Origin of the sequence: Pyxidicoccus caerfyrddinensis (assembly GCF_010894405.1) — a bacterium.
In the GTDB taxonomy this organism is placed as follows: Bacteria; Myxococcota; Myxococcia; order Myxococcales; family Myxococcaceae; genus Myxococcus; species Myxococcus caerfyrddinensis.
The window spans coordinates 73,754-97,824 of record NZ_JAAIYA010000011.1 but is presented as its reverse complement, the minus strand read 5'-3'; the positions used below and the strand labels follow the sequence as shown (position 1 = coordinate 97,824).

At 69.5% G+C, this 24,071-nt stretch carries 20 protein-coding genes; 16 read left to right on the top strand and 4 right to left on the bottom strand.

The window, feature by feature from the left end; translation table 11 throughout:
• On the bottom strand, nt 1–972 hold the full coding sequence (locus G4D86_RS26310; RefSeq protein WP_163996790.1) for a homoserine kinase: 972 nt from the start codon (nt 970–972) through the stop codon (nt 1–3).
• A gap of 191 nt (nt 973–1,163) precedes the next feature.
• Here G4D86_RS26310 and G4D86_RS26305 point away from each other — a divergent pair, with 191 nt between their 5' ends.
• On the top strand, nt 1,164–2,744 hold the full coding sequence (locus G4D86_RS26305; RefSeq protein ID WP_163996789.1) for a tetratricopeptide repeat protein: 1,581 nt from the start codon (nt 1,164–1,166) through the stop codon (nt 2,742–2,744).
• On the opposite strand, the gene G4D86_RS26300 is transcribed toward G4D86_RS26305, so the two are convergent.
• The 3 genes from G4D86_RS26300 to G4D86_RS26290 are packed head-to-tail and all read right to left on the bottom strand — an operon-like array spanning nt 2,745 to nt 6,601.
• Nucleotides 2,745–3,242 (bottom strand): hypothetical protein, encoded by a 498-nt coding sequence (locus tag G4D86_RS26300; RefSeq protein ID WP_163996788.1) that lies wholly within the window; start codon nt 3,240–3,242, stop codon nt 2,745–2,747.
• Between the two features lie 7 nt (nt 3,243–3,249).
• Complete coding sequence (locus G4D86_RS26295; RefSeq protein ID WP_163996787.1) at nt 3,250–4,581, bottom strand: cyclic nucleotide-binding domain-containing protein; 1,332 nt, start codon at nt 4,579–4,581, stop codon at nt 3,250–3,252.
• Between the two features lie 40 nt (nt 4,582–4,621).
• Nucleotides 4,622–6,601: an FHA domain-containing protein gene (locus G4D86_RS26290; protein WP_240360482.1), complete on the bottom strand. Its 1,980-nt coding sequence runs from the start codon at nt 6,599–6,601 to the stop codon at nt 4,622–4,624.
• Between the two features lie 322 nt (nt 6,602–6,923).
• Here G4D86_RS26290 and G4D86_RS26285 point away from each other — a divergent pair, with 322 nt between their 5' ends.
• The 15 genes from G4D86_RS26285 (at nt 6,924) to G4D86_RS26220 (ending at nt 24,070) form a co-directional block, all read left to right on the top strand.
• Entirely contained in the window at nt 6,924–8,405 is a 1,482-nt protein-coding gene (locus G4D86_RS26285) for a TldD/PmbA family protein (RefSeq protein ID WP_163996785.1), read from the top strand.
• Between the two features lie 17 nt (nt 8,406–8,422).
• Complete coding sequence (locus G4D86_RS26280) at nt 8,423–9,769, top strand: TldD/PmbA family protein (protein WP_163996784.1); 1,347 nt, start codon at nt 8,423–8,425, stop codon at nt 9,767–9,769.
• 100 nt (nt 9,770–9,869) lie between these two features.
• Entirely contained in the window at nt 9,870–10,880 is a 1,011-nt protein-coding gene (locus G4D86_RS26275) for a ParB/RepB/Spo0J family partition protein (protein WP_163996783.1), read from the top strand.
• A gap of 50 nt (nt 10,881–10,930) precedes the next feature.
• Complete coding sequence (locus G4D86_RS26270; RefSeq protein ID WP_163996782.1) at nt 10,931–12,343, top strand: sigma-54-dependent transcriptional regulator; 1,413 nt, start codon at nt 10,931–10,933, stop codon at nt 12,341–12,343.
• 194 nt (nt 12,344–12,537) lie between these two features.
• Complete coding sequence (gene gspC, locus G4D86_RS26265) at nt 12,538–13,446, top strand: type II secretion system protein GspC (protein ID WP_163996781.1); 909 nt, start codon at nt 12,538–12,540, stop codon at nt 13,444–13,446.
• Between the two features lie 24 nt (nt 13,447–13,470).
• Nucleotides 13,471–16,062, top strand: a complete 2,592-nt coding sequence (gene gspD, locus G4D86_RS26260) for a type II secretion system secretin GspD (protein ID WP_163996780.1) — start codon at nt 13,471–13,473, stop codon at nt 16,060–16,062.
• On the top strand, nt 16,059–17,870 hold the full coding sequence (gene gspE, locus G4D86_RS26255; RefSeq protein WP_163996779.1) for a type II secretion system ATPase GspE: 1,812 nt from the start codon (nt 16,059–16,061) through the stop codon (nt 17,868–17,870). Before gspD ends, gspE begins: the two co-directional genes overlap by 4 nt.
• 39 nt (nt 17,871–17,909) lie before the next feature.
• Nucleotides 17,910–19,166, top strand: coding sequence for a type II secretion system inner membrane protein GspF (gspF, locus tag G4D86_RS26250; RefSeq protein WP_163996778.1), 1,257 nt, complete (start codon nt 17,910–17,912; stop codon nt 19,164–19,166).
• A gap of 14 nt (nt 19,167–19,180) precedes the next feature.
• Entirely contained in the window at nt 19,181–19,333 is a 153-nt protein-coding gene (locus G4D86_RS52220) for a hypothetical protein (protein WP_205519742.1), read from the top strand.
• 61 nt (nt 19,334–19,394) lie between these two features.
• Nucleotides 19,395–19,826: a type II secretion system major pseudopilin GspG gene (gspG, locus tag G4D86_RS26245; RefSeq protein ID WP_163996777.1), complete on the top strand. Its 432-nt coding sequence runs from the start codon at nt 19,395–19,397 to the stop codon at nt 19,824–19,826.
• Between the two features lie 39 nt (nt 19,827–19,865).
• Complete coding sequence (locus G4D86_RS26240) at nt 19,866–20,315, top strand: type II secretion system protein GspG (protein WP_205519741.1); 450 nt, start codon at nt 19,866–19,868, stop codon at nt 20,313–20,315.
• A complete protein-coding gene (locus G4D86_RS26235) occupies nt 20,312–21,082 on the top strand; it encodes a prepilin-type N-terminal cleavage/methylation domain-containing protein (RefSeq protein ID WP_163996775.1) in 771 nt (256 codons plus the stop codon). The genes G4D86_RS26240 and G4D86_RS26235 overlap by 4 nt, the downstream gene beginning before the upstream one ends.
• Nucleotides 21,079–22,002 carry a type IV pilus modification PilV family protein gene (locus G4D86_RS26230; RefSeq protein WP_163996774.1) on the top strand — a complete coding sequence of 308 codons (924 nt, stop codon included), beginning with the start codon at nt 21,079–21,081 and terminating at the stop codon, nt 22,000–22,002. The genes G4D86_RS26235 and G4D86_RS26230 overlap by 4 nt, the downstream gene beginning before the upstream one ends.
• Nucleotides 22,002–22,673 carry a type II secretion system protein GspJ gene (locus tag G4D86_RS26225; protein WP_163996773.1) on the top strand — a complete coding sequence of 224 codons (672 nt, stop codon included), beginning with the start codon at nt 22,002–22,004 and terminating at the stop codon, nt 22,671–22,673. Before G4D86_RS26230 ends, G4D86_RS26225 begins: the two co-directional genes overlap by 1 nt.
• Nucleotides 22,673–24,070 carry a type II secretion system minor pseudopilin gene (locus G4D86_RS26220; RefSeq protein WP_163996772.1) on the top strand — a complete coding sequence of 466 codons (1,398 nt, stop codon included), beginning with the start codon at nt 22,673–22,675 and terminating at the stop codon, nt 24,068–24,070. Before G4D86_RS26225 ends, G4D86_RS26220 begins: the two co-directional genes overlap by 1 nt.
• Nucleotide 24,071 lies beyond the last annotated feature (1 nt).

Genomic DNA, 24,071 nt, shown 5'->3' with positions numbered 1-24,071 from the left:
CTACAGCCCCAGCAGCTCGAACAGCCCCTGGGGCCCCATCGCGGCCAGCGCACGGGCCCGATTGAGGTACGTGCGGTAGTCCTTCTTGGTGAGCTTGTCGGCCGGCAGCGGCGACAGGTGGTAGTCGCGGATGCGGCTGGACGTGAAGCGCACCGCCCCGAAGAGCGCGTGGCCGAAGAGGTTGCCGCGCTCCACGGCGGACAGGGGCCGCACGTCCTGGTAGCCGCGAATGAAGGCGCGGCACAGCTCGGGCAGGTACTGGCCGCCGTCGAAGCACCAGGCGTTGAGCGTAATCACCACGTCCAGGCCGTACGCCTCGCGGCACGCCATCTCGAAGTCGAAGAAGGCGCCCACGCGGTCTCCGAGCCACTTCACGTTGTCCATGAAGAGGTCCGCGTGGATGACGCCCCGGGGCTCCAGCCCCTGGCGCACCGCCTCCGCCTTGTCCAGGTAGCGCTCCAGCTCATTCGCCACGGACGCCAGCTCCGCGTCCGGGTGGCGCGCCAGGCCCACCAGCCACTGCCGCACCGTCTCCGGGCCGTAGGGATTCTCGCGTGAGCCGGAGAAGGACTGCGTGTCCCGGTGCATCTTCCCCAGCTCGGTGCCCAGCGACTCCAGGTGGTCGGCGGTGAGGCGCGGGTGGCGCAATTCCTCGCCCGGCAGCCAGCGGAAGACGCTGACGCGGCCGCCCTCCAGCTCCAGGAAGGGCGCGCCGGTGCGCGGGGTGAGCAGCACGGGCCCGGGGAAGTGGTACTCGGTCAGGTGCGCGAGCAGCGCGGACTCGAAGCGCAGGTCGTCCGCGGAGCGCACGGTGGTGTGGCGCATGAAGAAGCGCCCGGCGTCCGTCTCCAGCCGGTGGTTGGTGTTGATGGAGCCCTGGGGAATGGGCGTCACCTCTCGCACCGCGCCCAACCCATACGCCTCCGCCACCCGGGTGAAGGCCTCGGGAGACAGGGCCGTGTGTACCGCCATTGCGCACCTCCGATGGGCAGTATGCACCAGCCAGACCCGGAGGCTGACGCCCTGTGTCGTGTGGCCCGCACGCCTTCGGGCTCCCACCGTTGACACCCGGAGTGGGCGTTCCTATCTGTGCGCGGCCCCTATACTCGGCAAGAGGGCGAAACCGTCCGGAAACACTCATTCCCAGCGGGGGAGGCAGGTCCATGGGTACGGAAGGGCGCAGGGACTGGAAGCCTCGCGAGAGCTTCGCGAGCGCGCTGATGCAGGTGGGTGTCGTCGCCCTGCTGCTGGTGGGCGCGGTGGCGTACTTCGTCCACCGGGGCGGCATCCGGAAGGAGACCGAGGAGCGCATGCGCGCGGCCCGCGCCGCCGCCCAGCGCGGCAACCCCACGGACCTCGCCCAGGCCATGAAGGAGCTGGAGGCCCTCTTCCAGCTCAACGACAAGGCCCGTGACGCCCAGGCCCTGGCCGCCGACATCCAGACGGTGCTGTGGCTGGAGCACCACCAGCCCGGCGCGGACACGAAGGCCCGCGAGTACCTGGCGCGCGCGGAGGAGCAGGACTCCCGCTCCGGCGAGCGCTTCGGCGCGCGCGCCCTGCACCTCCTCGCGGAGGGCAAGGCCCCGGAGGCGGAGAAGTACCTCGAGGACCTCAAGACGCAGGGCGCGAGCAGCCCCAAGCTGACGCTGGCGCTGGGCATGGCCCTCCAGGCGCGCGGTGATTTGCCAGGTGCGAGGCAGGCCTTCGCCCGCGCCGCCGAAGCCGCGTACAGAGACCCGCGCTTCACCACCGCCCAGGGCGAGGCCCTGCTCGACGAGGGCCAGTACGGCCCGGCGATGGAGGCCTTCGCCAAGGCCACCACCGTCAACCCTGACCACCTGCTGGCGCGCGTGTCCCTGGCGCTGGCCCAGGCGTACCAGGGCCGCAGGCTGGAGGAGGCGCAGAAGACGCTGGCCGACCTGCAGGCCCACGACGCGGAGTTGACGCCGGTGGTGAAGTCCCGCGCCGGAGCGCTGAAGGCGGAGCTGGCCCTGGCGCGCGGCGCGGCGGACGAGGCCGTGTCGGCCGCGGACGAGGCGCTGAAAATCACCCCGGATGACCACTACGCCCTCTTCGCCCGCGCCCGCGCGCTGGCGGCGAAGAAGGCCCCGGAAGCCCGCGCCGCCTTCGAGGCCGCCGTGGCGAAGCACCGCAACGCCCCCCTGCTCTACCTGGACGGCGCGCGCGCCCTGCAAGGGGCCGGCGACGGCACCGGCGCGCTGGCGCTGCTGGACGCGTACGAGGCCACCTTCAAGCCCGTGCAGGTGACGACGGGGGACGGGAAGCAGGTCAGCCTGCTGGAGCAGGACGGCCGTTACTGGCTCGCCCGCGGCGGCGTGCTGGAGGCGGCGGGCCGCCAGGACGAGGCCCTGACGGCCTACGACAAGGCCATCACCGCGCGCGGCGTGGGCCTGTCCCGCGCGCAGTACGCCAAGGGCGCGCTGCTGCTGGCCCGCAAGGACTACGAGGGCGCCAAGGCGCTGCTGACCACGGTGGCACCGGACACCGGCGCGGGCACGCTGGCGGAGGCCTACGCCGCCATGGGCGACCTGCTCTTCGCCCAGAGCGAGTACGCCGCCGGCTGCCAGCACTACTACTTCGGCCTCGTGCGGGCCCGCGCGCAGGGCACCCCGCGCGAGGAGCTGTCCGCGCGCATCGACGGCATCAAGAAGAACCTGGAGGCCGCGGGCCAGGGCGCCATGGCCAAGGCCTGGGTCACCGAGACGGGCGCCCTGCTGCAGTAGCTACAGCAATTCCGTCGGGTCCAACGGGCGGTACTTCGCGCGCACCACCCGCCACTCGCCGTCGTCCTCCTTCTCGAACGTGCCCTCGATGAGGTACGCGTTCAGGATGCTGGTCGCGGCGAGGTCCTGCACCTTCTCCGCCTGCGAGCGGCCGAAGATGAAGCGCGCCTGGAAGTCTCCCTGCGTGGGGGACACCTCGTGGACCTCCAGGTTGGTCATGAAGACGCGGACCCACTGACCGCGCAGCACCTGCGCCGTCAGCACGCCGCGCACCTCCTTCTTCGACCAGCCGCTCCCGTCGCTCTTGAAGCGCTCGGACACGGACTCCATCACCCCGCTCACGTCCTTCTCCTCCGCGGCGCGAGTCATCGCCACCACCTGGCGGGTGATGGCCTCCTGCACGCCGGGCTCCGGGCGCGGCCAGAAATACAGCACCGCCCCGGCGACGAGCAGTGCCACCCCCACTCCCAACACCCGCGAGCGCGACAGCGTCACCATGAACGCCTCACGCCGCCTCGGGCTCGAGCACCAGCTCGTCCGCGTCGATGATTTCCGCGGGGCGCAGCGCCTCGCCAATCTGCTTCAGGCGCCGGTCCGACAGCTGCTCCAGGTACGTGCGGATGTGCGGATGGGACTTCACCAGCTCATGGAACGCGGCGCGCTCCAGGAAGGCCGCCGCCGTCTTGCGCGTGGCCTCCACCGTGGCCGAGGCGCGCAGGCCCGTCAGCAGGGAGATCTCCCCCGCCACGTCGCCCTCGCGCAGCACGCCCAGCGTCACCACGCCGCCCGCAGGGTCCTCCTTCTGCACCACCAACTCACCGGCCAGCACCAGGAACAGGCCCGGGGAGTGCTCGCCCTCCACCAGCGCCTTCTCGCGCGGCTGGAGCGCCCGGAAGGCGAAGCGCTGGAGCATGGCGCCGCGCTCCGACTCCGGCAGCGTCTGGAACATGGGCGAGGTGGCCATCAGATTTCGCGCCATGCGCTGCTGCGCGAAGTCCGCCAGCACCTGCGGCACCGCCGGGTGATTCTTGGCCACCGCGTTGAGGTGCTCGCGGCGAATCTCGAACACCTCCGTGTCCGACACCGCCGTCACCGTCGCCGTGGGCGTCGCGCCCGTCAGCAGCGCAATCTCCCCGAAGATGGAGCCGCCGCCGAGGAAACCGAGCGTGCGTGCCTCGCCGTCCATCTGCCGCGTCACCTCCGCCTTGCCCGCGACGAGCACGTAGAGATGGTCCGTGGGCTCGCCCTCGCGGCTCACCACGTCGTCCGGCTTCACCCGGCGCCACGCCATGCGGCCCACCAGGTCCAGGAAGGCCTCCCGGTCCAGCTCCGCGAACAGCGGCAGCGGCGGGCGGCTATTCGGGTCCGCCGAGCCGCCCGGGTCCGGCGCGGCCAGCACCTCAATCGCGCGGTTGGACAGCTCCTCGCCCTGCAGGCCCATCAGGTCCGTGTTCACCTTGCCGTCGTAGAGGGTTTCCGGCGGCAGGGGCGGCGGCACCGCGGCGCGGCCCGGCGCGTTGCGCACCGCGCGCGCGTGCACGCGGATGAGCGTGTCCTTCAGCCGCCGCTCGTTCGGGGACAGGTCCAGCGCCTGCTTGCACGCGGCCATCGCGGACAGCAGGTAGTCGCGCCGCAGCAGGCCCTCCGCGCACGCGTGGTAGGCGGTGACGGCGCGCTCGCGCTCCCCCATTTCCGCCAGGCTCCGGGCCGCCAGCATCCGCGAGCGATGGTCCGCGGGGACGCGGCGCACCGCCTCGGCGAAGACGGCGAGGGCGCGCTCGAACTGGCGCTCCTCGATGAGGTCCATCCCGAGCTCACGCAGCGACGACTCGTTCATCCCAGCTCCTCACGAACCATTGGTGTTTGCGCGCCGCGGCTCACTGCTGCACCTCGCCCAGGTACATCTCCGCCTTGCGCTTCACTTCCGAGCCCTCGGAAGCCGTCTCGATGATGACCTTGAACTTCTCCGCGGCCGCCTGCGGGTCCCTGTCGCGCTGGATATAGGCCTGGAGGTAGAGCTCCTCCACCTTCTTCTGCAGGGCCTCCAATCCATCTCTCGCGCGGCCGTCGCCGGGGTTGAGCCGCATCGCCTCGCGGAAGCTGGAGCCCGCCGACGCCAGGTCCCCCTTCTTGAGGGCCGCCTGCCCCGACGCCACGGACGAGGACGCGAGCTGCTCGTCGAGGGTGTTGCCCAGCGAGCCCCGGAAGCCAATCTGCCGGTACAGCTCCGCCGCCCGGCGCAGCGGCTTCGCCGCGGCCTCCAGCGCGTTGGCGTCCATCTTCTTCTGCCCTTCCTCCAGGACGCGCGCGAACTGGGGGATGAGGCGCTTGAGGGCCATGGACCGGTCCTTGACCTCCTTGTCCCCCTTGTAGCGGTCCACCACCCGGTCGCACTCCAGCACCGCGCGCGGGTAGTCGCCGCCGTTGAAGCGGCGCTCCACGTCCAGGAAGGCCTCCTCCATGAACTGGCGGCGCTGCTCCTTCGCGTTTGCCGCCGCGCGATCCCTGGCATTGCGGTTGCGGCGCGCCGAGTCGGCGGACTCCTTCGCCAGCTCCGCCTCGATGTCCGCCAGCTTCGCCTCATACGCCGGCCGGTTCTGCGCGGGCAGCGTGTCCAGGAGCGGGCGAATCACCTCCGGGTCTCTCGTCGCGAGCGCCTCGTCCACCTGCTGGATGCGCCAGGCGAGCTGCTTCTCCCCCAGCTCCGCCTCCAGCTTGCGCTGCTCCTCGTCCGTCTTGGCCGTGCCCTCCGGGGCGTTGGCCAGCTTCTCGCGCGCCTCGTCGAACTTCTTCTCGTCGATGAGGTCTCGCACCTTCTGCAGCGCGTCCAGCACGTCCTGCTGCTTGCGCGCCGCGCGGGCCAGGCCCTCCTCGTCCACGCCGGGCAGCAGCTTCTCCGCCTCCTCCACCAGCCGCACCGCATTGGCGAAGTCATCCGCGCGCACGGACTCGCGCGCCTTCTGCATCAGCAGCTTCGCGCGCTCCACGTTCGGGTCCACGGGCGGCGGAGGCGGCGGGCCCTTCTTGGCGAAGACGAGCCCCATCACCAGCATCACCATCACGAAGCCGGCCAGGCCGATGAGGCCCTTCTGCTTCCCCGTCATCCCGAAGCCCTGCTTCGCGCTGGCGCCGCGCGTGGGCGGGCGGACGGGGCGGGACACCACGGCGGTGCCCTTGTTCTTCCCCTCGTCGCGGAGGACGTCGGACAGCTTGTAGTTGGCGTTGGTGGCCTCGTTGAGGCGCGGGTCGCCCGGGTCCAGGTCGCTGCCGCGCGCGGCACCTCCCGACTTGCGAGCCTCCTTCGCCTCGCTCGCGGCCTCCTCGCGCTCGCGCTTCTCCTCGGCCTCACGCTGCTCGGCCTGGGCGCGCAGCTCCTTGATCTGCTCCGCTTCATCCACGAAGCGCAGGCGCGTCTTGCCCACCGACAGCTCGTCGCCGTGCTTGAGCACGCACTCGTCCACGCGCTGGTCGTTGACCTGCGTGCCGGAGACGCTGCCCAGATCACGCATCACCACGCCGCCCTCGCCGTACACCAATTCCAGGTGGCGGCGGGAGACGGACTGGTCCTCCAGTGGGAAGTCGCAGTCCTTGCCGCGGCCGATGACCATCCGCACGCTCTGGAAGCGCTTCTTGCGGCCCCGGTCCGGGCCGGCCAGCACCAGCATCTGCACCGGCGGGCCGGCGCGCGTGGCGTCCGGGTTGTCGTCCTCCTGCTCGCGCGTGGAGCCCTCGTCGTCGATGTCCTGGACGGAGGCCACGCGCGTCATGTCCCGGCGTCCGCCGCCCGAACCGCTGGAGTCGCCGTACAGCTCCGGGTTGGGGGGCCCGTCCTCGGGGTAGCTCTCCTCGCCAGTCAATGGCGCGGAGAAGTCCTCGTCCTCGGACGAGGGCGTACCGCGGGCAGGCCGGCCACGGCCCGAGTTTGGGGAGTCCGCCCCCGAGCCACCGCCGGAACGGCCGGCGCCAGCGCGGGAGGAGGGAGGAGGACGAGGAGGCATGGGGTGGGTTCCAGTCTCGAAACGGCGGGCATCTTAGAGCGCCGTCCCCACGGTGGGAATGCGGACAGGTCGCTCAGCCGGGAAAGAAGGGCGGGCTTTGAGCGTTGCTCCGGGCGGCGCCGCCTCCTATGTAGGTGCCCACATTCCGTCAACGGCTTCTTCACTCAGGGAGTCCCCCACTATGCCCCGAGCCTCTGCGTCCACGCGACGCGCCTCTGCTGCCCAGCTTGCCCCCCCGGTGGCCAGGGGGCCCTCGTCCGCCCCGCTGCTACCCCAGCCGCTCGTCGAGCGCCTGCTCGCCGTCGCCATGGAGCGCGGCGGTGACTTCGCCGAAGTCTATGTGGAGCGCACGCTCACCACGGCGGTGATGCTGGAGGAGTCGCGCATCAAGAGCGCGCAGACGGGCCTCATCCAGGGCGTCGGAGTGCGCGTCATCTCCGGCGCCAAGGTGGGCTACGCCTACTCCGACGACTGGGACGAGCCCGCGCTCGTGCGCGCGGCCTCCACCGCGGCGATGATTGCCCAGGGCGGCGGCGCCGAGCGCAGCTTCCCCGTGCGCCGGGCCGCGGTGCCCAGCCACTACCACGTGGCCACCCCGCTGATGGACGTGGACGTGGCGCTGAAGACGGGCCTGCTGTCGCGCGCGGACAAGGCCGCTCGCGCGTTCGACGCGCGGGTGAAGCAGGTGAATGCCTCGTACGTGGACCAGACGCGCCGCATCGCCGTGGCCAACACCGAGGGCCGCTACACCGAGGACACCCAGGACCTGTGCCGCATGGCCGTCCAGGTGGTGGCCCAGGGGAAGAATGGCGAGCAGCGCACCGGCATGTTCGGCGGTGGCGGCCGCGTGTCCTTCACGCACTGGGACACCTTCCCGCCGGAGCACGTGGCGCGCGAGGCGGCGCGGCAGGCGGTGGCCACGCTGGGCGCGGTGGACTGCGCGGCCGGCCCGCAGACGGTGGTGCTGGCGCCGGGCTGGAGCGGCATCCTCCTGCACGAGGCGGTGGGCCATGGCCTGGAGGCGGACTTCATCCGAAAGGGCACGTCGCTGTTCGCCGGTAAACTCGGGCAGAAGGTGGCGTCGGACCTGGTCACCGTCATCGACGACGGCACGGTGTCCAGCGGCCGCGGCTCCATCAACATCGACGACGAGGGCAACCCCGGTGAGCGCAAGGTGCTCATCGAGAACGGCGTCCTCAAGAACTACCTCTATGACGGCCTCAACGCGAAGCTGATGAACCAGCGCACCACCGGCAGCGGGCGGCGCGAGTCCTTCAAGCACCTGCCGCTGCCGCGCATGACGAACACCTTCCTCGCCCCGGGCGACCACGCCCCGGAGGACATCCTCAAGGAGGTGAAGCGCGGCCTGTATTGCGCGACCTTCGGCGGCGGGCAGGTGGACATCACCAACGGCAACTTCGTCTTCGAGGTGAGCGAGGCGTACCAGATCGAGGACGGCAAGCTGGGCCGCCCGGTGAAGAACGCGATGCTCATCGGAGTGGGGCCGGAGGCGCTGAAGAACGTGACGCGCGTGGGGACCGACCCGATGCCGGACCCGGGCATGGGCGTGTGCATGAAGGATGGGCAGATGCTGCCGGTGGGCGTGGGCCTGCCCACGCTGCGCATCGACAACGTCACCGTCGGCGGAACCAAGGTCGCCTGAGAGAGGGAGCGCCAACCGTGGACTACCAGCAGCTCGCGAAGAAGATCGTCCAGCGCGCGAAGAAGAAGGGCGCCCAGCAGGCGGAGGCCTTCCTGGAGGTGGGCCGCCAGGGCAGCGTGCGCGTGCACGAGGGACAAATCGAGGACCTCACCCAGTCCACCAGCAAGGGCGTGGGCGTACGCGTCCTCGTGAAGGGCCGGCTCGGCTTCGCCTATACGTCGGACTTCGAGCCCGCCGCCCTGGACCACATCATCGACCTGGCGCTGAAGCTCGCCGGGGCCGCCGCGCCCAACAAGCTCAACGGCCTGCCCTCGGGCAAGGACCTGGGCCGCTTCGGGGACACCGGCCTGCTCTTCGACACCAAGGTGTCGGAGCTGCCCGGCGACTGGAAGATCAAGGCCGCGCTCGAGGTGGAGAAGGCCGCGCGCGCGGAGGACTCGCGCGTCGTCGCCTTCAACGCGGTGGGCGCCGGGGACTTCGTCTCCGAGGTGTACATGGCCTCCACCGAGGGAATGACGGGCGCGTACTCCGGCACGTACGTCTTCCTCTACGCCATGCCGGTGGCCTCGGACGGGAAGGGCCTGCAGACGGGCTACTGGGTGGACTACAAGCGCTTCCTGGACGACCTGGACTCGCCGGAGTCCATCGGCCGCGAGGCCACGCGCCGCGCGGTGCGCATGCTGGGCGCGAAGCGCGTGAAGACGCAGCAGGTGCCCGTGGTGTTGGACCCGCTCGTCGCCTCCAACTTCGTCTCGGACCTCGCGGCCGCGGCCAATGGCAACGCCGTGTACCAACAGGCCAGCGTGCTGGCGCCCCTCAAGGGCAAGAGGCTGGCGGGCCCGCACGTGACGCTGGTGGATGACGGCCTGTTGCCGCGCGGCCTCGCCACCGCGCCCTTCGACGGCGAGGGCGTGCCCACGCGGCGCACCCCCATCCTCGACAAGGGCGTGCTATCGGGCTTCCTCTACGACGCCTTCACTGCGCGCAAGGCGAAGGCGCGCACCACGGGCAACGCGTCGCGTGGCTACAACGCCCTCCCCTCCATCGGCGCCACCAACCTCTACCTGGAGGCCGGCACGAAGTCGCCCGAGGAGCTGCTGCGCGAGGTGGACAGCGGCTTCTACGTGACGGCGCTGCTCGGCCAGGGCACGGACCCCGTGACGGGCGAGCTGTCCGCCGGCGCCAACGGCCTCTGGATCGAGAAGGGCGAGCTGACGCACCCGGTGCAGGAGGTGACGGTGGCGGGCAACCTCCTCCAGATGCTGCAGGATGTGGACGGCATCGGGAGCGATTTGCAATTCCGTGGCGGTTCGGTGGGCGCGCCCACTGTCCGCTTCCGGCAGCTCACCGTCTCGGGAGAGTAGCCCTACCCTCCGCGTCACCCTAGCGTGGACCTACGCGCGGGCCCTGGCATGTCAGGGCCTGCGCGTACAACCCGAGGCAGCGCAAAGGAGGGCTCGGCCCATGGCAGCAGCGAAGTCCGCACGGAAGACCGCCACCGCGAAGAAGCCGACGACGGCCCGCAAGCCACGCCGCAAGAAGGCGGAACCGAAGTCGAAGGGCCTCACCCCCGCGGAGGTGGCCAGCGACTCGGTGGAATACCCCACGGAGTTGCTCGAAGCGGTGCGCACCGACGGCGGCGAGGTGCTCGGCGTCTACCGCGAGCCGCTGGGCGGCCACCCCACCATCTTCGCCGTGCTCCCCATCGACAAGGTGGAGCCCACCCCGTACCAGCGGGACTTGTCCGAGCCGCACGTGAAGCGGCTGGCCAATGCCATGGAGCGGCTGGACCGGTACCTGGACCCCGTCATCGCCGTGCGCAAGGACGGCATGTACTGGACGCCCAACGGCAACCACCGCCTCAACGCCAGCAAGCTGCTGGGCGCGAAGTCGATTGTGGCCCTGGTGCTGCCGGACGAGGACGTGGCCTATCAAATCCTCGCCCTCAACACGGAGAAGGCGCACAACCTGAAGGAGCGCTCGCTGGAGGTCATCCGCATGTACCGCGGCCTCGTGGGCGCGGACCGCAAGGGCCACGAGACGGCCTTCGCGCACCTCTTCGAGGAGCCCTCCTTCGTCACCCTCGGCGCCGCGTACGAGAAGCGGCCCCGCTACTCCGCGGGCGCCTACCACCCCTTCGTCAAGGTGCTGGAGGACTTCCAGGAGCTGCCCCTGAAGGAGGCGCTGGCCCTGCGCGAGGCCCGCGCGGACCGGCTGCTGGAGCTGGATGACGCCGTGGTGGCCGTCGTCAACACCCTCAAGGAGCGCGGCCTCCAGAGCCCCTACCTCAAGAACTTCGTCGTCGCCCGCATCAACTTCCTGCGCTTCCGCAAGAACGGCGGCAAGCCGGACTTCAACGCCACCATCGACCGGATGCTGGCCAGCGCCCGCAAGTTCAACGTGGACACCGTGAAGCGCGAGGACATCGGCCGGATGGGCGGCGGCCCCATGGAGCCGGATGAGGAGTCGGCCTGAAGGAACACGACTTGCAGGAGCGCGGCCCCCCAGGAGAGCCTGCACACGCCATGACATCCCCCACGGTCCTGGTCGTCGACGACGACCGCGCCAACCTCGATTCCGTCATCCGCATCTTTCAGCGTGAAGGCATGGCCACCCTGGCCGCCGCCAACGGCACGGAGGCGCTGGAGCTGCTGCGCCGCCCGGAAGTCGCCGCCATGGTGACGGATTTGATGATGCCCAACATGGACGGGCAGGAGCTGCTGCGCGCCGCGCGCGCCATCCGCCCGGACGTGGAGGTGGTGCTGATGACGGCCTACGGCACCGTGGAGACGGCCGTGGCCGCGATGAAGGACGGCGCCTACGACTTCATCACCAAGCCCCTCAAGCGCCACGCCCTGGTGAAGGCCATTCAGAAGGCGCTGGAGAAGCGCGCGCTGGTGGCGGAGAACCAGTCCCTCAAGGCGAAGCTGGCGGAGATGAACGCGGCCGGCGGGCGCTCCATGGTGGGCCAGTCCCCCGCCTTCCGCGCCATGCTGGACACCATCCGCCAGGCGGCTCCCTCCACCGCCACCGTGCTGCTCCTGGGCGAGTCCGGCACCGGCAAGGAGCTGGCCGCGCGCTCGGTGCACGAGTACTCCAACCGCGCGAAGGGCCCCTTCATCGCCGTCAACTGCGGTGCCCTGCCGGAGAACATCCTGGAGGCGGAGCTGTTCGGCGTGGAGCGCGGCGCCTTCACCGGCGCGGTGGCCCGTCGCGAGGGCCGCTTCGAGCGCGCCAGCGGCGGCACCCTCTTCCTCGACGAAGTCGGCGAGATGCCGCTGTCCGCGCAGGTGAAGCTGCTGCGCGCGCTGGCCGAGGGCGAAATCGAGCGCCTGGGCGGCACGCAGACGGTGAAGGTGGACGTGCGGCTGGTCGCCGCCACCAACAAGGACCTCCAGAAGGAGGTGGCCGAGGGCCGCTTCCGCGAGGACCTCTACTACCGCCTCAACGTGGTGGAGATTCGCGTGCCGGCGCTGGCCTCGCGCCGCGAGGACATCCCCCTGCTGGCGGACGCCTTCCTGCGCCGCTTCGCCGCCAAGAATGGCAAGGTGCTGCGAGGCTTCTCCCAGGACGCGCTCAACGTGCTGGAGAACTACGCCTGGCCGGGCAACGTGCGCGAGCTGGAGCACGCCGTGGAGCGCGCCGTGGTCCTCGCCCGCGGCGACGTGCTCGAGGCCAGCGACTTGCCCGAGTCGGTGCGCAAGGGCCCGCTGGGCTCGGCCGGTCAGCTCGTCATCCCCATCGGTACGCCCATGGAGGAAGTGGAGCGGCGGGTGATCCACGAGACGCTGCGCCACACGCGCGGCGACAAGACGCTCGCGGCCCGGCTGCTGGGCATCGCCGCGCGCACCATCTACCGCAAGCTGGAGCGCGAGCAGACCTCCGGAGAGCCCGCCTCCAGCCCCGCCGCCGCCTCCGGCCCCGACACGGACGACTGACAGGGCGTCACACGAGGCCCTGCCCCCTTTTGACAATTTGTCCGGCAAGGTTCCGGGGGTCGCCACCCGCCTCGGGGCCGCCTGCCATTCCGGAATAATTCCGCGCCCTTGGCCCGTTGGTCCTGGATTGTCCGCCTGGCACGCGGTGGCACCTGACTTGCTCACCGTGAGGCCGGCTTACTACCGGAAGCGTGATGGAACTCTTCTTTCGAAAATACTTCTGGACGGTGAACCTGCTGTTCATCCTGCTCGTGGCCCTGTTGGCGGCGCGCACGGTGAACCTGTTCGTCGAGTCCGCCATCGCGCCGGTTCCCTCCGGAACGGCGACGCGCGCTCCGACCCAGGCACGGAGGCCGGAGGCGGCCCTGGCCTCGCTCGACATGAACCGGCTGTCGCGGCTCACCGGCATCAAGATTCCGGAGCCCGAGGTCGCCGTGCGGGAGCCGGAGACGCCGCAGGTGGACCCCAACGCGCCGCCGGTGAAGAGCGGCCTGCGGGTGAAGCTGCTCGGCACCCTCGTCGCCGGCAACCCCGACTGGTCCTTCGCGTCCATCCAGGACATGGTGACCCAGCGCTCGCAGACGTACATGGTCGGCAACGCCCTCCAGGGCGCCACCGTGCAGGAAATCGAGCGCGAGCGCGTCATCATCCTCAACAACGGCCGCCGCGAGTACATCGACGGGCAGCCCGGTGACGGCGCCTTCGTGCCGCCCTCCCCGCCCGTGGCGGTGGCCAACACCACGCCCCCGCCTGGCAACGGCAGCGGCATCCGCGCCACGAGTGACAACGAGTACGAGGTGCCGCGCGCGGAGATCGACAAGACGCTCAACAACCTCAACGACGTGGCCATGCAGGCCCGCATCGTTCCCGCGTTCAAGGACGGTCAGGCGGTGGGCTTCAAGCTCTTCTCCATCCGCCCGGACTCCATCTACTCGAAGATTGGCGTGCAGAACGGCGACGTCATCCGCCGCATCAACGGGTTCGACCTCAACAGCCCCGAGAAGGCGCTGGAGGTCTACTCGAAGATGAAGGACGCATCCCGCATCGAAATTGAGATCGAGCGCAACGGAGCGCCGATCAAAAAGTCGTACAACGTCCGTTAATCACCCCCGCATCGCCCGCTCTCCATGAAGACGCTCCCGTCCTGGATGCTCTGCCTGTGCCTTGCGCTCGCTGTCCCCGCGCAGGCTCAGCGCCGCCCCCCTCCGCCCGGTACCAACGCGCCCGCCGCGCCGAGTGATCGCACGATCACTCCGCAGGCCCCCGCTGAAGGCGAGGACACCAACCAGGGTCCCCGCCGCACGCCCACGTGCGAGGAGGCCCGGCGCAATGCCCGCTACGGCATCTACTTCGACAAGGTGGAGATCGAGAAGCTGGTCCAGACGGTGGCGGATGCCACCTGCCGCACCTTCATCCTCCCGGAGAACGTGCGCGGGAAGATCTCCATCATCGGCCCGGAGAACGGCCGCGTGGAGGTCAACGCGGATGCCTTCTACTCCGCCTTCCTCGCCGCGCTCGACGCCAACGGCCTGTCCGTCTACCAGCACGGCCGCTTCCTGAAGATTGTCGACAAGCGCTCGGCGAAGCAGAACCCCATCCCCACCATCGTCGACGAGGACGAGCCGTACACCACCAACGAGCAGATGGTGACGAAGCTCTTCCGCATCAAGAACGTGGAAGTGGAGCCGCTGCGCGGCGTGCTCCAGCAGCTCGTGTCCAAGGACGGCGACACCATCCCGTACCCGCCGGACACCATCATCGTCAACGACGTGGGCTCCAACATCCACCGGCTGGAGCGCATCATCGACCAGCTGGATAGCCGCGCCGCCAGCGACGAGCTGCGCATCATCCAGATCCAGTACGCCACCGCGCAGGACGTGGCCACCACGGTGCAGCGCCTCTTCGAGGCGAAGAACGCCCGCTCCGGCACGCGCCCCGGCGGCTTCCAGTCCAACGTGTCCCCCGGCGCCCCGCCGGGAGAGGTCGCCGCCGCTCAGGCCGCCCAGGGCCAGGAGGGCTCCGGGGGCCCGGTGACGCTGTCGCAGATCATCCCGGACGAGCGCACCAACAAGCTCATCATCGTCGCCAGCCCCGCCGCCTTCGACCGCATCCAGGAGCTGGTGGCGCAGCTGGACATCCCCACCACCAGCGGCGGCCGCATCAACGTCTACCCGCTGGAGAACGCCAACGCGGAGGAGCTGGCCAGCACGCTCCAGTCGCTGGCCCAGGGCACCGCCAACCGCCCGCGCAACCCCACCCCGCAGGCGCCGCCGGGCATCCCCCGGGGCCCCACCGGCTCCACGCAGGCCGCGGAGCTGTTCAGCGGTGAGGTGAAGATTTCGGCCGACAAGGGCACCAACTCGCTGGTCATCGTCGCCAGCGCGGCGGACTACAAGAACATCGTTCAAATCATCCAGCAGCTGGACACGCCGCGCCGCCAGGTCTTCGTCGAGGCCGTCATCATGGAGGTCAACCTGAACCGGGACGCCGCGTTCGGCGTCAACCTCCACAGCGGCTTCAGCCTGAAGACGGACGACGGCGCGGTGCCGGGCCTCATCGGCACCAACAACACCGGCAACGGCCTGCCCCCGTCGCTGTCGCTGGGCAGCCTCGCGCAGTTCGGCGGCTTCCTCGCCGGCCTCCAGGGCCCCGTCATCCCCGCGCTGGAGAAGCTCGGCCTGGACATCCCCGCCTTCGGCGTGGTGCTGCACGCCATGCAGCAGAGCTCGGACGTCAACGTGCTCTCCACCCCGCACATCCTCACCAGCGACAACGAGGAGGCGGAAATCACGGTGGGCCAGAACGTGCCCTTCCAGTCCGGCTTCAACCCCTCGTCGCTGGGCTCGTCCGTCTCCGGCGGCACCGGCACCGGCACCGCCGGCGGCCTCGGCGGCATCCTCGGCGGTCTGGGTGGCCTGAGCTCGCTGTACGCGCCGATTACGCGCCAGAACGTGGAGCTCAAGCTCACCGTCAAGCCGCAGATCAACGAGAGCGACTACATCCGCCTCGTCATCAGCGAGCAGACGGAGGAGATTGCCTCGTCGGACCCGGTGCTCGGCCCCACCACGTCGCGCCGCAGCGCGAAGACGACGGTGATTGCCAAGGACCAGGAGACGGTGGTGCTGGGCGGCATCATGCAGGACCGCACCCTGGAGTCCGTCACCAAGGTGCCGGTGCTGGGTGACATCCCCATCATCGGCCACCTGTTCCGCGAGACGACGCGCAAGAAGACGAAGACCAACCTGCTCCTCTTCCTGACGCCCTACATCATCCGGGGCCCCGAGGACTTCCGCATCATCTTCGAGCGCAAGATGAAGGAGCGGCAGCAGTTCGTGGAGCAGTTCTACGGCCAGGTGCCCGGGTACGACGTGGCGGTGGACTTCAGCCGCAAGCCCGGCCCGATGTCGCGCATGAACCAGGCCGTCCTGAAGGAGCAGCAGCGCGCGGAGAACGGCGGCCCCGGCGCGAATGGCGAGCGCATCATCGCCCCCGCCAGCCAGGCTCCCGCGCGGACGAACGGGCGCACGGCGCCCGCTCCCTCGCCAGCCCCCGCCCAGGGGACGCCTCCGGGTGAACCGCCGGTACGGGAAGTCGAGCCGCCTCCGGGTGGTTCCGATCAGCCAGTGCCTGGAGCACCGGCCCAGCCCTCCGAACCGGCCGCCCCCGAGAGCCCGGAGAGCCTGCGTGTCCAGCCGGACCAGGGGGAACAGATTCCATGAACGTGACCGCCGACCCCACCTTGAACGCCACGGACGCCGTGGCGCCCGCCCGCAACGACGCCACCCAGGTCGTCGCGCACGGTCAGGCCTTCCTCTGCGGCCGGCCGCTGGGCGAAATCCTCCGCGCGCTCGTCCCCTCGCTCACCGAGGAGAAGATCCAGGAAGCCCTCACCGTCCAGGCGGAGAAGGGTCAGCGCATCGGCGAGGCGCTGGTGGGGATGCGGGCGGTCACCAACGAGGACGTGGCCAAGGCGCTCGGCCACCAGCTCGACCTGCCCTACCTGGCGCGCATCTTCACCGAAGAGGTGGACGCCGAGCTGGTCAAGCGCATCCCCATCAACTTCGCCAAGCAGTCGCACATCCTCCCGCTGTCCATGGAGGGTGACACCGCCGTCGTCGCCGTGGCGGACCCGCTGGACACGTCCGCGCTGGACCACGTGCGCCTGCTGCTGGGGCAGAGCATCACCCCGCGCATTGCCATGGCCGACACCATCACCGACGCCATCAACAGCGTCTATGACCGCTCCGTCAACGAGGCCGAGCAGCTCGTGGACGAGATGGAGACGCAGGACCTGGACGCCATCGCCCACGAGCTGGACGAGCCCGCGGACCTGCTGGACGTCAACGACGAGGCGCCCGTCATCCGGCTGGTGAACTCGGTGCTGTTCCGCGCCGCCAAGGAGCGCGCGAGCGACATCCACATCGAGCCCATGGAGCGCGAGCTGCTGGTGCGCTTCCGCGTGGACGGCGTGCTCCAGGAGGTCATCAAGCCGCCCAAGCGCTACCAGAACGCGATTGTGTCCCGCGTGAAGGTGATGGGGCAGCTGAACATCGCGGAGAAGCGCCTGCCGCAGGACGGCCGCATCCGCATCAAGCTGGCCGGCCGCGACATCGACATCCGTCTGTCCACCATCCCCACGTCCTTCGGCGAGCGCATCGTCATGCGTCTGCTCGACAAGACGGCGACGCTGCTGGACCTGGCGGAAATCGGCATGAGCCAGGCGACGCTCCACTCGATGGAAGCCGTCATCAAGCGCTCGCACGGCATCATCCTCGTCACCGGCCCCACGGGCTCCGGCAAGACGACGACGCTCTACGGCGCCCTGTCCAAAATCAATACCCCGGACCTCAACATCCTCACCGTCGAGGACCCGGTCGAGTACCAGCTCAAGGGCATTGGCCAGATGGCCATCAACCCGAAGATTGGCCTCACCTTCGCGCAGGGGTTGCGCTCCTTCCTCCGCCAGGACCCCGACGTCATCATGGTCGGCGAAATCCGCGACAAGGAGACGGCGGAAATCGCCATCCAGGCCTCCCTCACGGGCCACCTGGTGCTCTCCACGGTCCACACCAACGACGCCGCCGGCGCGGTGACGCGACTCGTGGACATGGGCGTGGAGCCCTTCCTCGTGGCCTCGTCGCTCACCGGCATCCTCGCCCAGCGCCTCGTGCGCCGCGTGTGCCCGGACTGCCGCGTGGCCTACACGCCCACGGACGTGGAGATCAAGGAACTGGGCCTCAGCCTCGCGACGTTCAAGGAGCGCTACGGGACGGACCGCATCTACAAGGCCACCGGCTGCCCGTCCTGCAACCGCAACGGCTACCGCGGCCGCACCGGCATCTACGAGTTCCTCCCCGTGGATGACGACATCCGCCAGCTCGTCCTGAAGAACGTGGACGCATCCAGCATCAAGCGCTCCGCGACCGGCAAGGGCATGACGACCCTGCTGGACGACGGCGCTCGCAAGATTGCCCTCGGCGAGACGACCATCGCGGAAGTGCTGAGCATCACCCAGGAGGACATGTAACCGACAGCTCCTCCCTGGGAGGGGCCGGGGTAACGAGCCATGCCGGTCTTCGAGTACAGAGGTCTCAATTCCACGGGCAAGCAGGTCAAGGGCCTGCTGGAAGCGGATTCGCCCAAGACGCTGCGCTCCAAGCTGCGCACCGACGGCATCTTCCTCACGGACGTGCTGGCGCAGGCGGAGGGCAGCCGCGCCGCCGTGTCCAAGGGCGCCAACGCGTCGCTCGTGGCGCGCGACATCGACCTGCGCAAGCTGGGCCGCGGCCGCGTCAACACGGACGACGTGGCCATCTTCACCCGGCAGCTGTCCACGCTGCTGCACGCGGGCGTCACCCTGGTGGAGTCCTTGAGCGCGCTGGTGGACCAGGTGGAGAAGGAGCGCTTCAAGCGCGCCCTCTCCGACATCAAGCAGCGCGTGAATGAGGGCTCGTCCCTCGGGGACGCCATGGGCGCCCACCCGAAGATCTTCCCCAGCATCTACGTGAACATGGTGCGCGCGGGCGAGGCCTCGGGCGCGCTCGACGCGGTGCTCACGCGCCTGGCGGACTTCACGGAGAACCAGGCCCGGCTGCAGCAGAAGATCCTCAGCACCATGCTCTACCCGGCCATCATGATGGTGGTGGGCGGCGGCATCCTCGTGGCCCTCATGGTCTTCGTGGTGCCCAAGGTCACGAAGATCTTCGAGACGATGAAGGCCACGCTGCCGCTGAACACGCGCATCCTCATCGCCACCAGCAACTTCTTCCAGAACTGGTGGTTCATCGCCCTCCCGCTGATGGTGCTGGGAGGCTTCCTCTTCATGCGCTGGACGAAGAGCCCCAAGGGCAAGCCGAAGTGGGACCGCATCACGCTGAAGGCGCCCGTGGTGGGCAGCCTGGTGCGCCTGTTGGCCATCTCCCGCTTCGCCCGCACGCTGTCCACCCTGCTCAAGAGCGGCGTCCCGCTCCTGGCGGCCATGGACATCGTCAAGGCCGTGATGACCAACAACGTCCTCGCGGAGGTGGTGGAGAAGGCCCGCGACTCCATCCGCGAGGGCGAGAGCATCGCCAGCCCGCTCAAGCGCTCAGGCGAGTTCCCGCCCCTCGTGTACCACATGGTCGCCATCGGCGAGCGCTCCGGCCAGCTGGAGGAGATGCTCACCAACGTCGCGGACAACTACGAGACGCAGGTGAATGTGCGCATCGGCGCCCTCACCTCGCTGCTCGAGCCGATGCTCATCGTGGTGATGGGCGCGGTGATTGCATTCGTCGCACTCAGCATCCTGATGCCGATTCTTCAGGTGAACTCGGCGATTCACTGAGGAGTGACGAAGCCATGAACGACACGATGGACCGCTGGATCCAGCGCGTCACCCTGGCGGCGATGATTGCCGTGGCGGCGGCGCTGCTGACGGTGGGGGCCCGGCTGTACGGTCCCCAGCCGGCGCGTCCGGCGGCGGGAGTGGCGGACGGGGCCCGGACGCCCTGACAGGACGACACGCAAACCCCACGGTGGCTTGCCAGAAAGTCACCCGAGACTGAGAGCTGACATGAGCCAGAACATCCAGAAGCAGCAGCGCCGCCGTCGCAACCGCCTCGGCATGACCCTCATCGAGATCATGGTGGTCATCACCATCCTCGGCCTCATCGCCGCCGCGGTGGGCGTCGCCGTGATTCCCCAGCTCGAGGCCGCCCGTCGCGACCGCGCCTCGCTGGACATCAAGAACATCCAGGGCGCGATGAAGCTGTACTACACGAAGAAGGGGAAGTACCCGGACACCGCCTCCGGCCTGGGCGCGCTGGTCGAGACGCAGACGCTCGAGCAGATGCCCAAGGACCCCTGGAACAACGACTACGTGTACATCAACGAGGGCGGCAAGCCCGTCATCATCTCCTACGGCGCGGACGGCACCGCCGGCGGCGAGGGCAACGACGCGGACATCTCGTCCGCGGACGGCGCTGCCGCCGCCAACAACAAGTGAAGAACTAGCGCACCGCGCGTGTTGAACAGGGCCTTGGGTATGAACGAGCACGCCTCCACCACATCCCCGATGCCCTCGACCGGGGGACAGGAGCGCCCGCAGCGGCTGGGGCGGCTCATCCTGGCCCTCGTCATCTCGGTCGCCACGGGTCTGGCCTTCCTGATGGTCTGGCTGACCAACGACCCCTCGCTGACGCCCGAGCAGCGCCGCGCCCGCGCGGAGATCCGCAAGCTGGAGGGGCTCTTCAAGTCGCACCACCGGCTGATGGGCCGCTTCCCCTCGAAGGAAGAGGGCTTCACCCCACTCATCCAGGCCCAGTTGCTGGAGGGCCCGCCGGTGGACCCCTGGGGCCACCCGTACGTGTACTGGATGAATGGGGCGAGCGGCGCCGTCGTCTCCTATGGGGCGGACGGCAAGCCGGGCGGCAGTGGCCCGGACGCGGACCTGAGCAGCGGCGGCACGCTGGCCGCGAACTGGGAGCAGCCATGACGCAAGCCACCCCGTTGCGTCGCCGCGCGGACCTCCGGACGCGGCGCGGGCCGACGCCTGCGCGCCGCCGGGCCCAGCGCGGACTGACGCTCATCGAAATCTCCATCGCCATCATCATCGTCGCGATGCTCTTCTCCGCGGCGGTGATGGGCATCGGCTCCCTCACCGGCGCCAAGGCGAAGGGCTCCGCGGGCGAGATGGCGGGCCTCATCCGCTCGCTCTACGACTCGGCCGCGCTGCGCGGCAAGACGTGCCGCCTGGTGTTCGAGATTCCGGAACCGAAGTCCGAGGAGCCCACCCGCTACCACGCCGAGTGCGCCGAGGGTGGCGTGACGACGTCGAGAGATCGCGACAGCGCGCTGCGCGACGTGAACAGCGAGCGCGAGCGGAGCGAGCGTGCGGGGGGCAAGGCCGCGCCCGGCGAGACGCGCCGCAACTACCTGGTGTCCAGCGGTGACGCGCCGAGCGCGACGGAGCTGATGGAGGGCGAGAAGCAGCGCGTGGAGAGCGCGGCCCGCTTCTCGTCGTACACGTCGGAAGAGGTGCCCTCGCGTGAGCTGCCGCCGGACGTGAAGGTGTCGGTGTGGACGCGCCAGCAGCGCGAGCCGGTGGAGAGCGGCGTGGCCTATCTCTACTTCTTCCCGCAGGGCTACACGGAGAAGGCGTACGTGTACCTGCGGCAGGGAGACAACGTCTGGACGCTGGACGTGTCACCCCTCACCGGCAAGGTGCAGGTGGTGGCCGAAGCGCTGGAGGTGCCGCGATGAGGCGTAACAAGGGCTTCACCCTGCTGGAAGTCGTCGTGGCGCTCGCCATCCTCGCGATGGCGCTCATGGCCATCTTCGACCTGAACTCGGGCGCCATCGCCAACCACGTCTACACCAAGCGGCTCACCGTGGCGTCGCTGCTGGCCCGCTCGAAGATGACGGACCTGGAGCAGAAGCTCTACGACGACGGCTTCTCCAACGACGACGACGAGGAGTCCGGTGACTTCTCCGACGACGGCTGGCCCCAGTTCAAGTGGCGCGCGCGCATCATCGCCCCCAAGACGGAGGGCGTGACGCCGGACCAGCTCATCGGCGCCATCTTCAACCTGCCCATCGGCGGCGACAGCGGCGGCGGCGATGACCCCATGTCCGGCATCGCCGGCCTCTTCGGCGGCGGTGGTGGGGCGAGCGGCGGCAAGGACGGCTCCGGCGGTCCCCAGCCCGCGGGCATGGGCGGCATGGGCGGGGCGGCCATGGGCATGGCGCAGCCCATGTTCACGCAGATGGTGCAGCAGATCACCCAGACGGTGCGCGAGGTGCACCTCACCGTCTTCTGGCAGGAAGGCACGCAGCTGGAGAGCATCGACCTGGTGACGCACGTGGTGTCCCTGGGGCCGGGCTCGGACCGCAACGGCGGCGCGGCCCTCAACCAGACGGGCACGCAGCCGGGCGACCAGCAGAACGCCTGGGTGGACCCGAACACGGGCATCATCGTGCCCAACCCCATGCCCGGGCCCAACGGCACCATGCTGAACCCGCAGACGCGCGCGCCGCTCGTGCGCCAGGACGTCTTCAACAACCAGCGCAACGGCGGCGCCAACCCGCGGCCCAACGGCAACGGCGGCATCGTTCCGGGCGGCCAGGGCAACAACCCGCTGGGCAACATCAAGATCCCCGGCTTCCCGAGGAGGACCCAGTGATGAGGCGCCATTCGAGAGGCTTCACGCTGATGGAGGTCATGGTGGCCGTCGCCATCACCGCCCTGATGGGCACGGTGGTGGCCATGGCCTTCCAGACGGGAATCACCGCCAAGGACACGGTGGAGACGGACGCGGACCGCTACCGCCAGGTGCGCGTGGCCATGAACCGCATGGCGCGCGAGGTCGGCTCCGCGTACGTGAGCGACCGCTTCGACCTCAAGCGCTTCCGCGACCAGAATGACCGGCCCACCAACTTCGTGGGCGAGCGGGACAAGCTGATGTTCACGACCTTCTCCCACCAGCGCCTGTACACGGACGTGAAGGAGTCCGACCAGGCGGTGGTGGAGTACTTCGTGGAGGCGTCCAGCGACCGCGAGGCGCGCGGGCGGCAGGACCTCAAGCGCCGCGTCAACCCCAACGTGGATGACCGGATGGACCGCGGCGGCACCACGGACACCCTCTTCGAGGGCGTCAAGGGGCTGGAGTTCGCGTACTGGAATTCAGAGAAGAAGGAGTGGGACGACGAGTGGGACACGCGGCGTACGGAGCTGAAGGCCCTCCTGCCCACCCGCGTGCGCATCACCGTCACGGCCGTGGACGAGTCCGGGAAGGAAGCGCGTTACACCACCCAGGCCCGAATCATGCTCAACACGGAGCTCCCGAGGTACTGATGCCCCGCTCCTTCTTCAAGCAGACGTCCCGTCGCCGCCGCCCGTCCGGCACGCCCGCGAGCCCCGCGGCCCCCAAGGGCTCGGGAGGCAAGCGCGAGCGTGGCGTGGCGCTCATCATCGCCATCGTCTCCATCGCCCTCCTCACGGTGATTGCCACCGAGTTCGCGTACAACAGCCGGGTGGACCTGCAGCTGGCGGCCAATCAGCGGGACGAGGTGCGCGCGTACTACATGGCGCGCTCGGGCATCGCCCTGTCCCGGCTGCTGCTTCGCTTCCAGAAGCAGGTGGACCAGACGCCCATCCCCAACCCGGCGTCCATCCTCGCGCAGCTGGGAATTGGCGGCACCCCGCAGCAGGGCGGCCAGCAGACGCCGCAGCCGACGTCGCTCAACATCCAGCTCTACAAGATGGCGCGTGTGGACTGCCACATGCTCAAGGGGCTGGTGAAGAGCGACGCGGGCGGAGGGGAGACGGAAGCCCTGAAGCCGGCGGAGGACGACGCCAAGTTCAAGATGGACGACGCGGAAGCGGACCCGGCCTCGCAAGAGGTGGCGGCGCAGATGACGAAGCGCTCCTTCGGCGGGTTCGAGGGCTGCTTCCTGGCCACCATCACCGACGAGGAAGAGAAGCTCAACGTCCACCGCCTGATGGCGGGTGCCGGCGACGCGTACCCCACCATGTTGCGCATGCTGGACATGTTCAACGACAAGCGCTTCGAGTTCCTCTGGGAGCGCGACGACGCGAACAAGGTCCGCAGCACGCCGCAGGACGTGGTGATTGCCATCAAGGACTGGGCGGACGACGACGAGGTGGGCTCGGCCATCAACCTGGTGGATGCGACCAACCCCATGCCCTCCGGCTTCTCCGACGAGGGCTCGCCCTACAGCCGCTACGAGCCGAACTACGAGCCGAAGAACGCGCGCTTCGACAGCCTGGACGAGCTGTACCGGGTGCACGGGGTGAACGACCAGTTCATGTCCGCGTTCCGCGACAGGCTCACGGTGTACCCGGACATCAACCGCCGGCCCAACATCAACACGGACGACCCGGTGATGATGATGCTGGCCGTGATGTCGGTGGCGGACCCGGCGCACCCGGACCCGCGCCTGTCGGATCCGGTGTTTGTCAACGAGCTCATCAGCCGCATCCGCTCCGCGCGCATGTTCAGCTTCTTCGGCATGTCCGTGCAGGACTTCGTGGCCGTCGTCGAGTCGGCGGGCATCGCCGTCAATCCGGCCGTGAAGTCCAACGTGGCGGGCAACCGCCTCGTGGGCGACAAGAGTCAGACGTTCACCATCAAATCCGTGGGAGAGGCGGGCAGCGTGCAGAAGACGCTCACCGCCGTGGTCCGGCTGGACGACACGCTCGGACGCCTCCTGTACTGGAGAGAGGAATAGC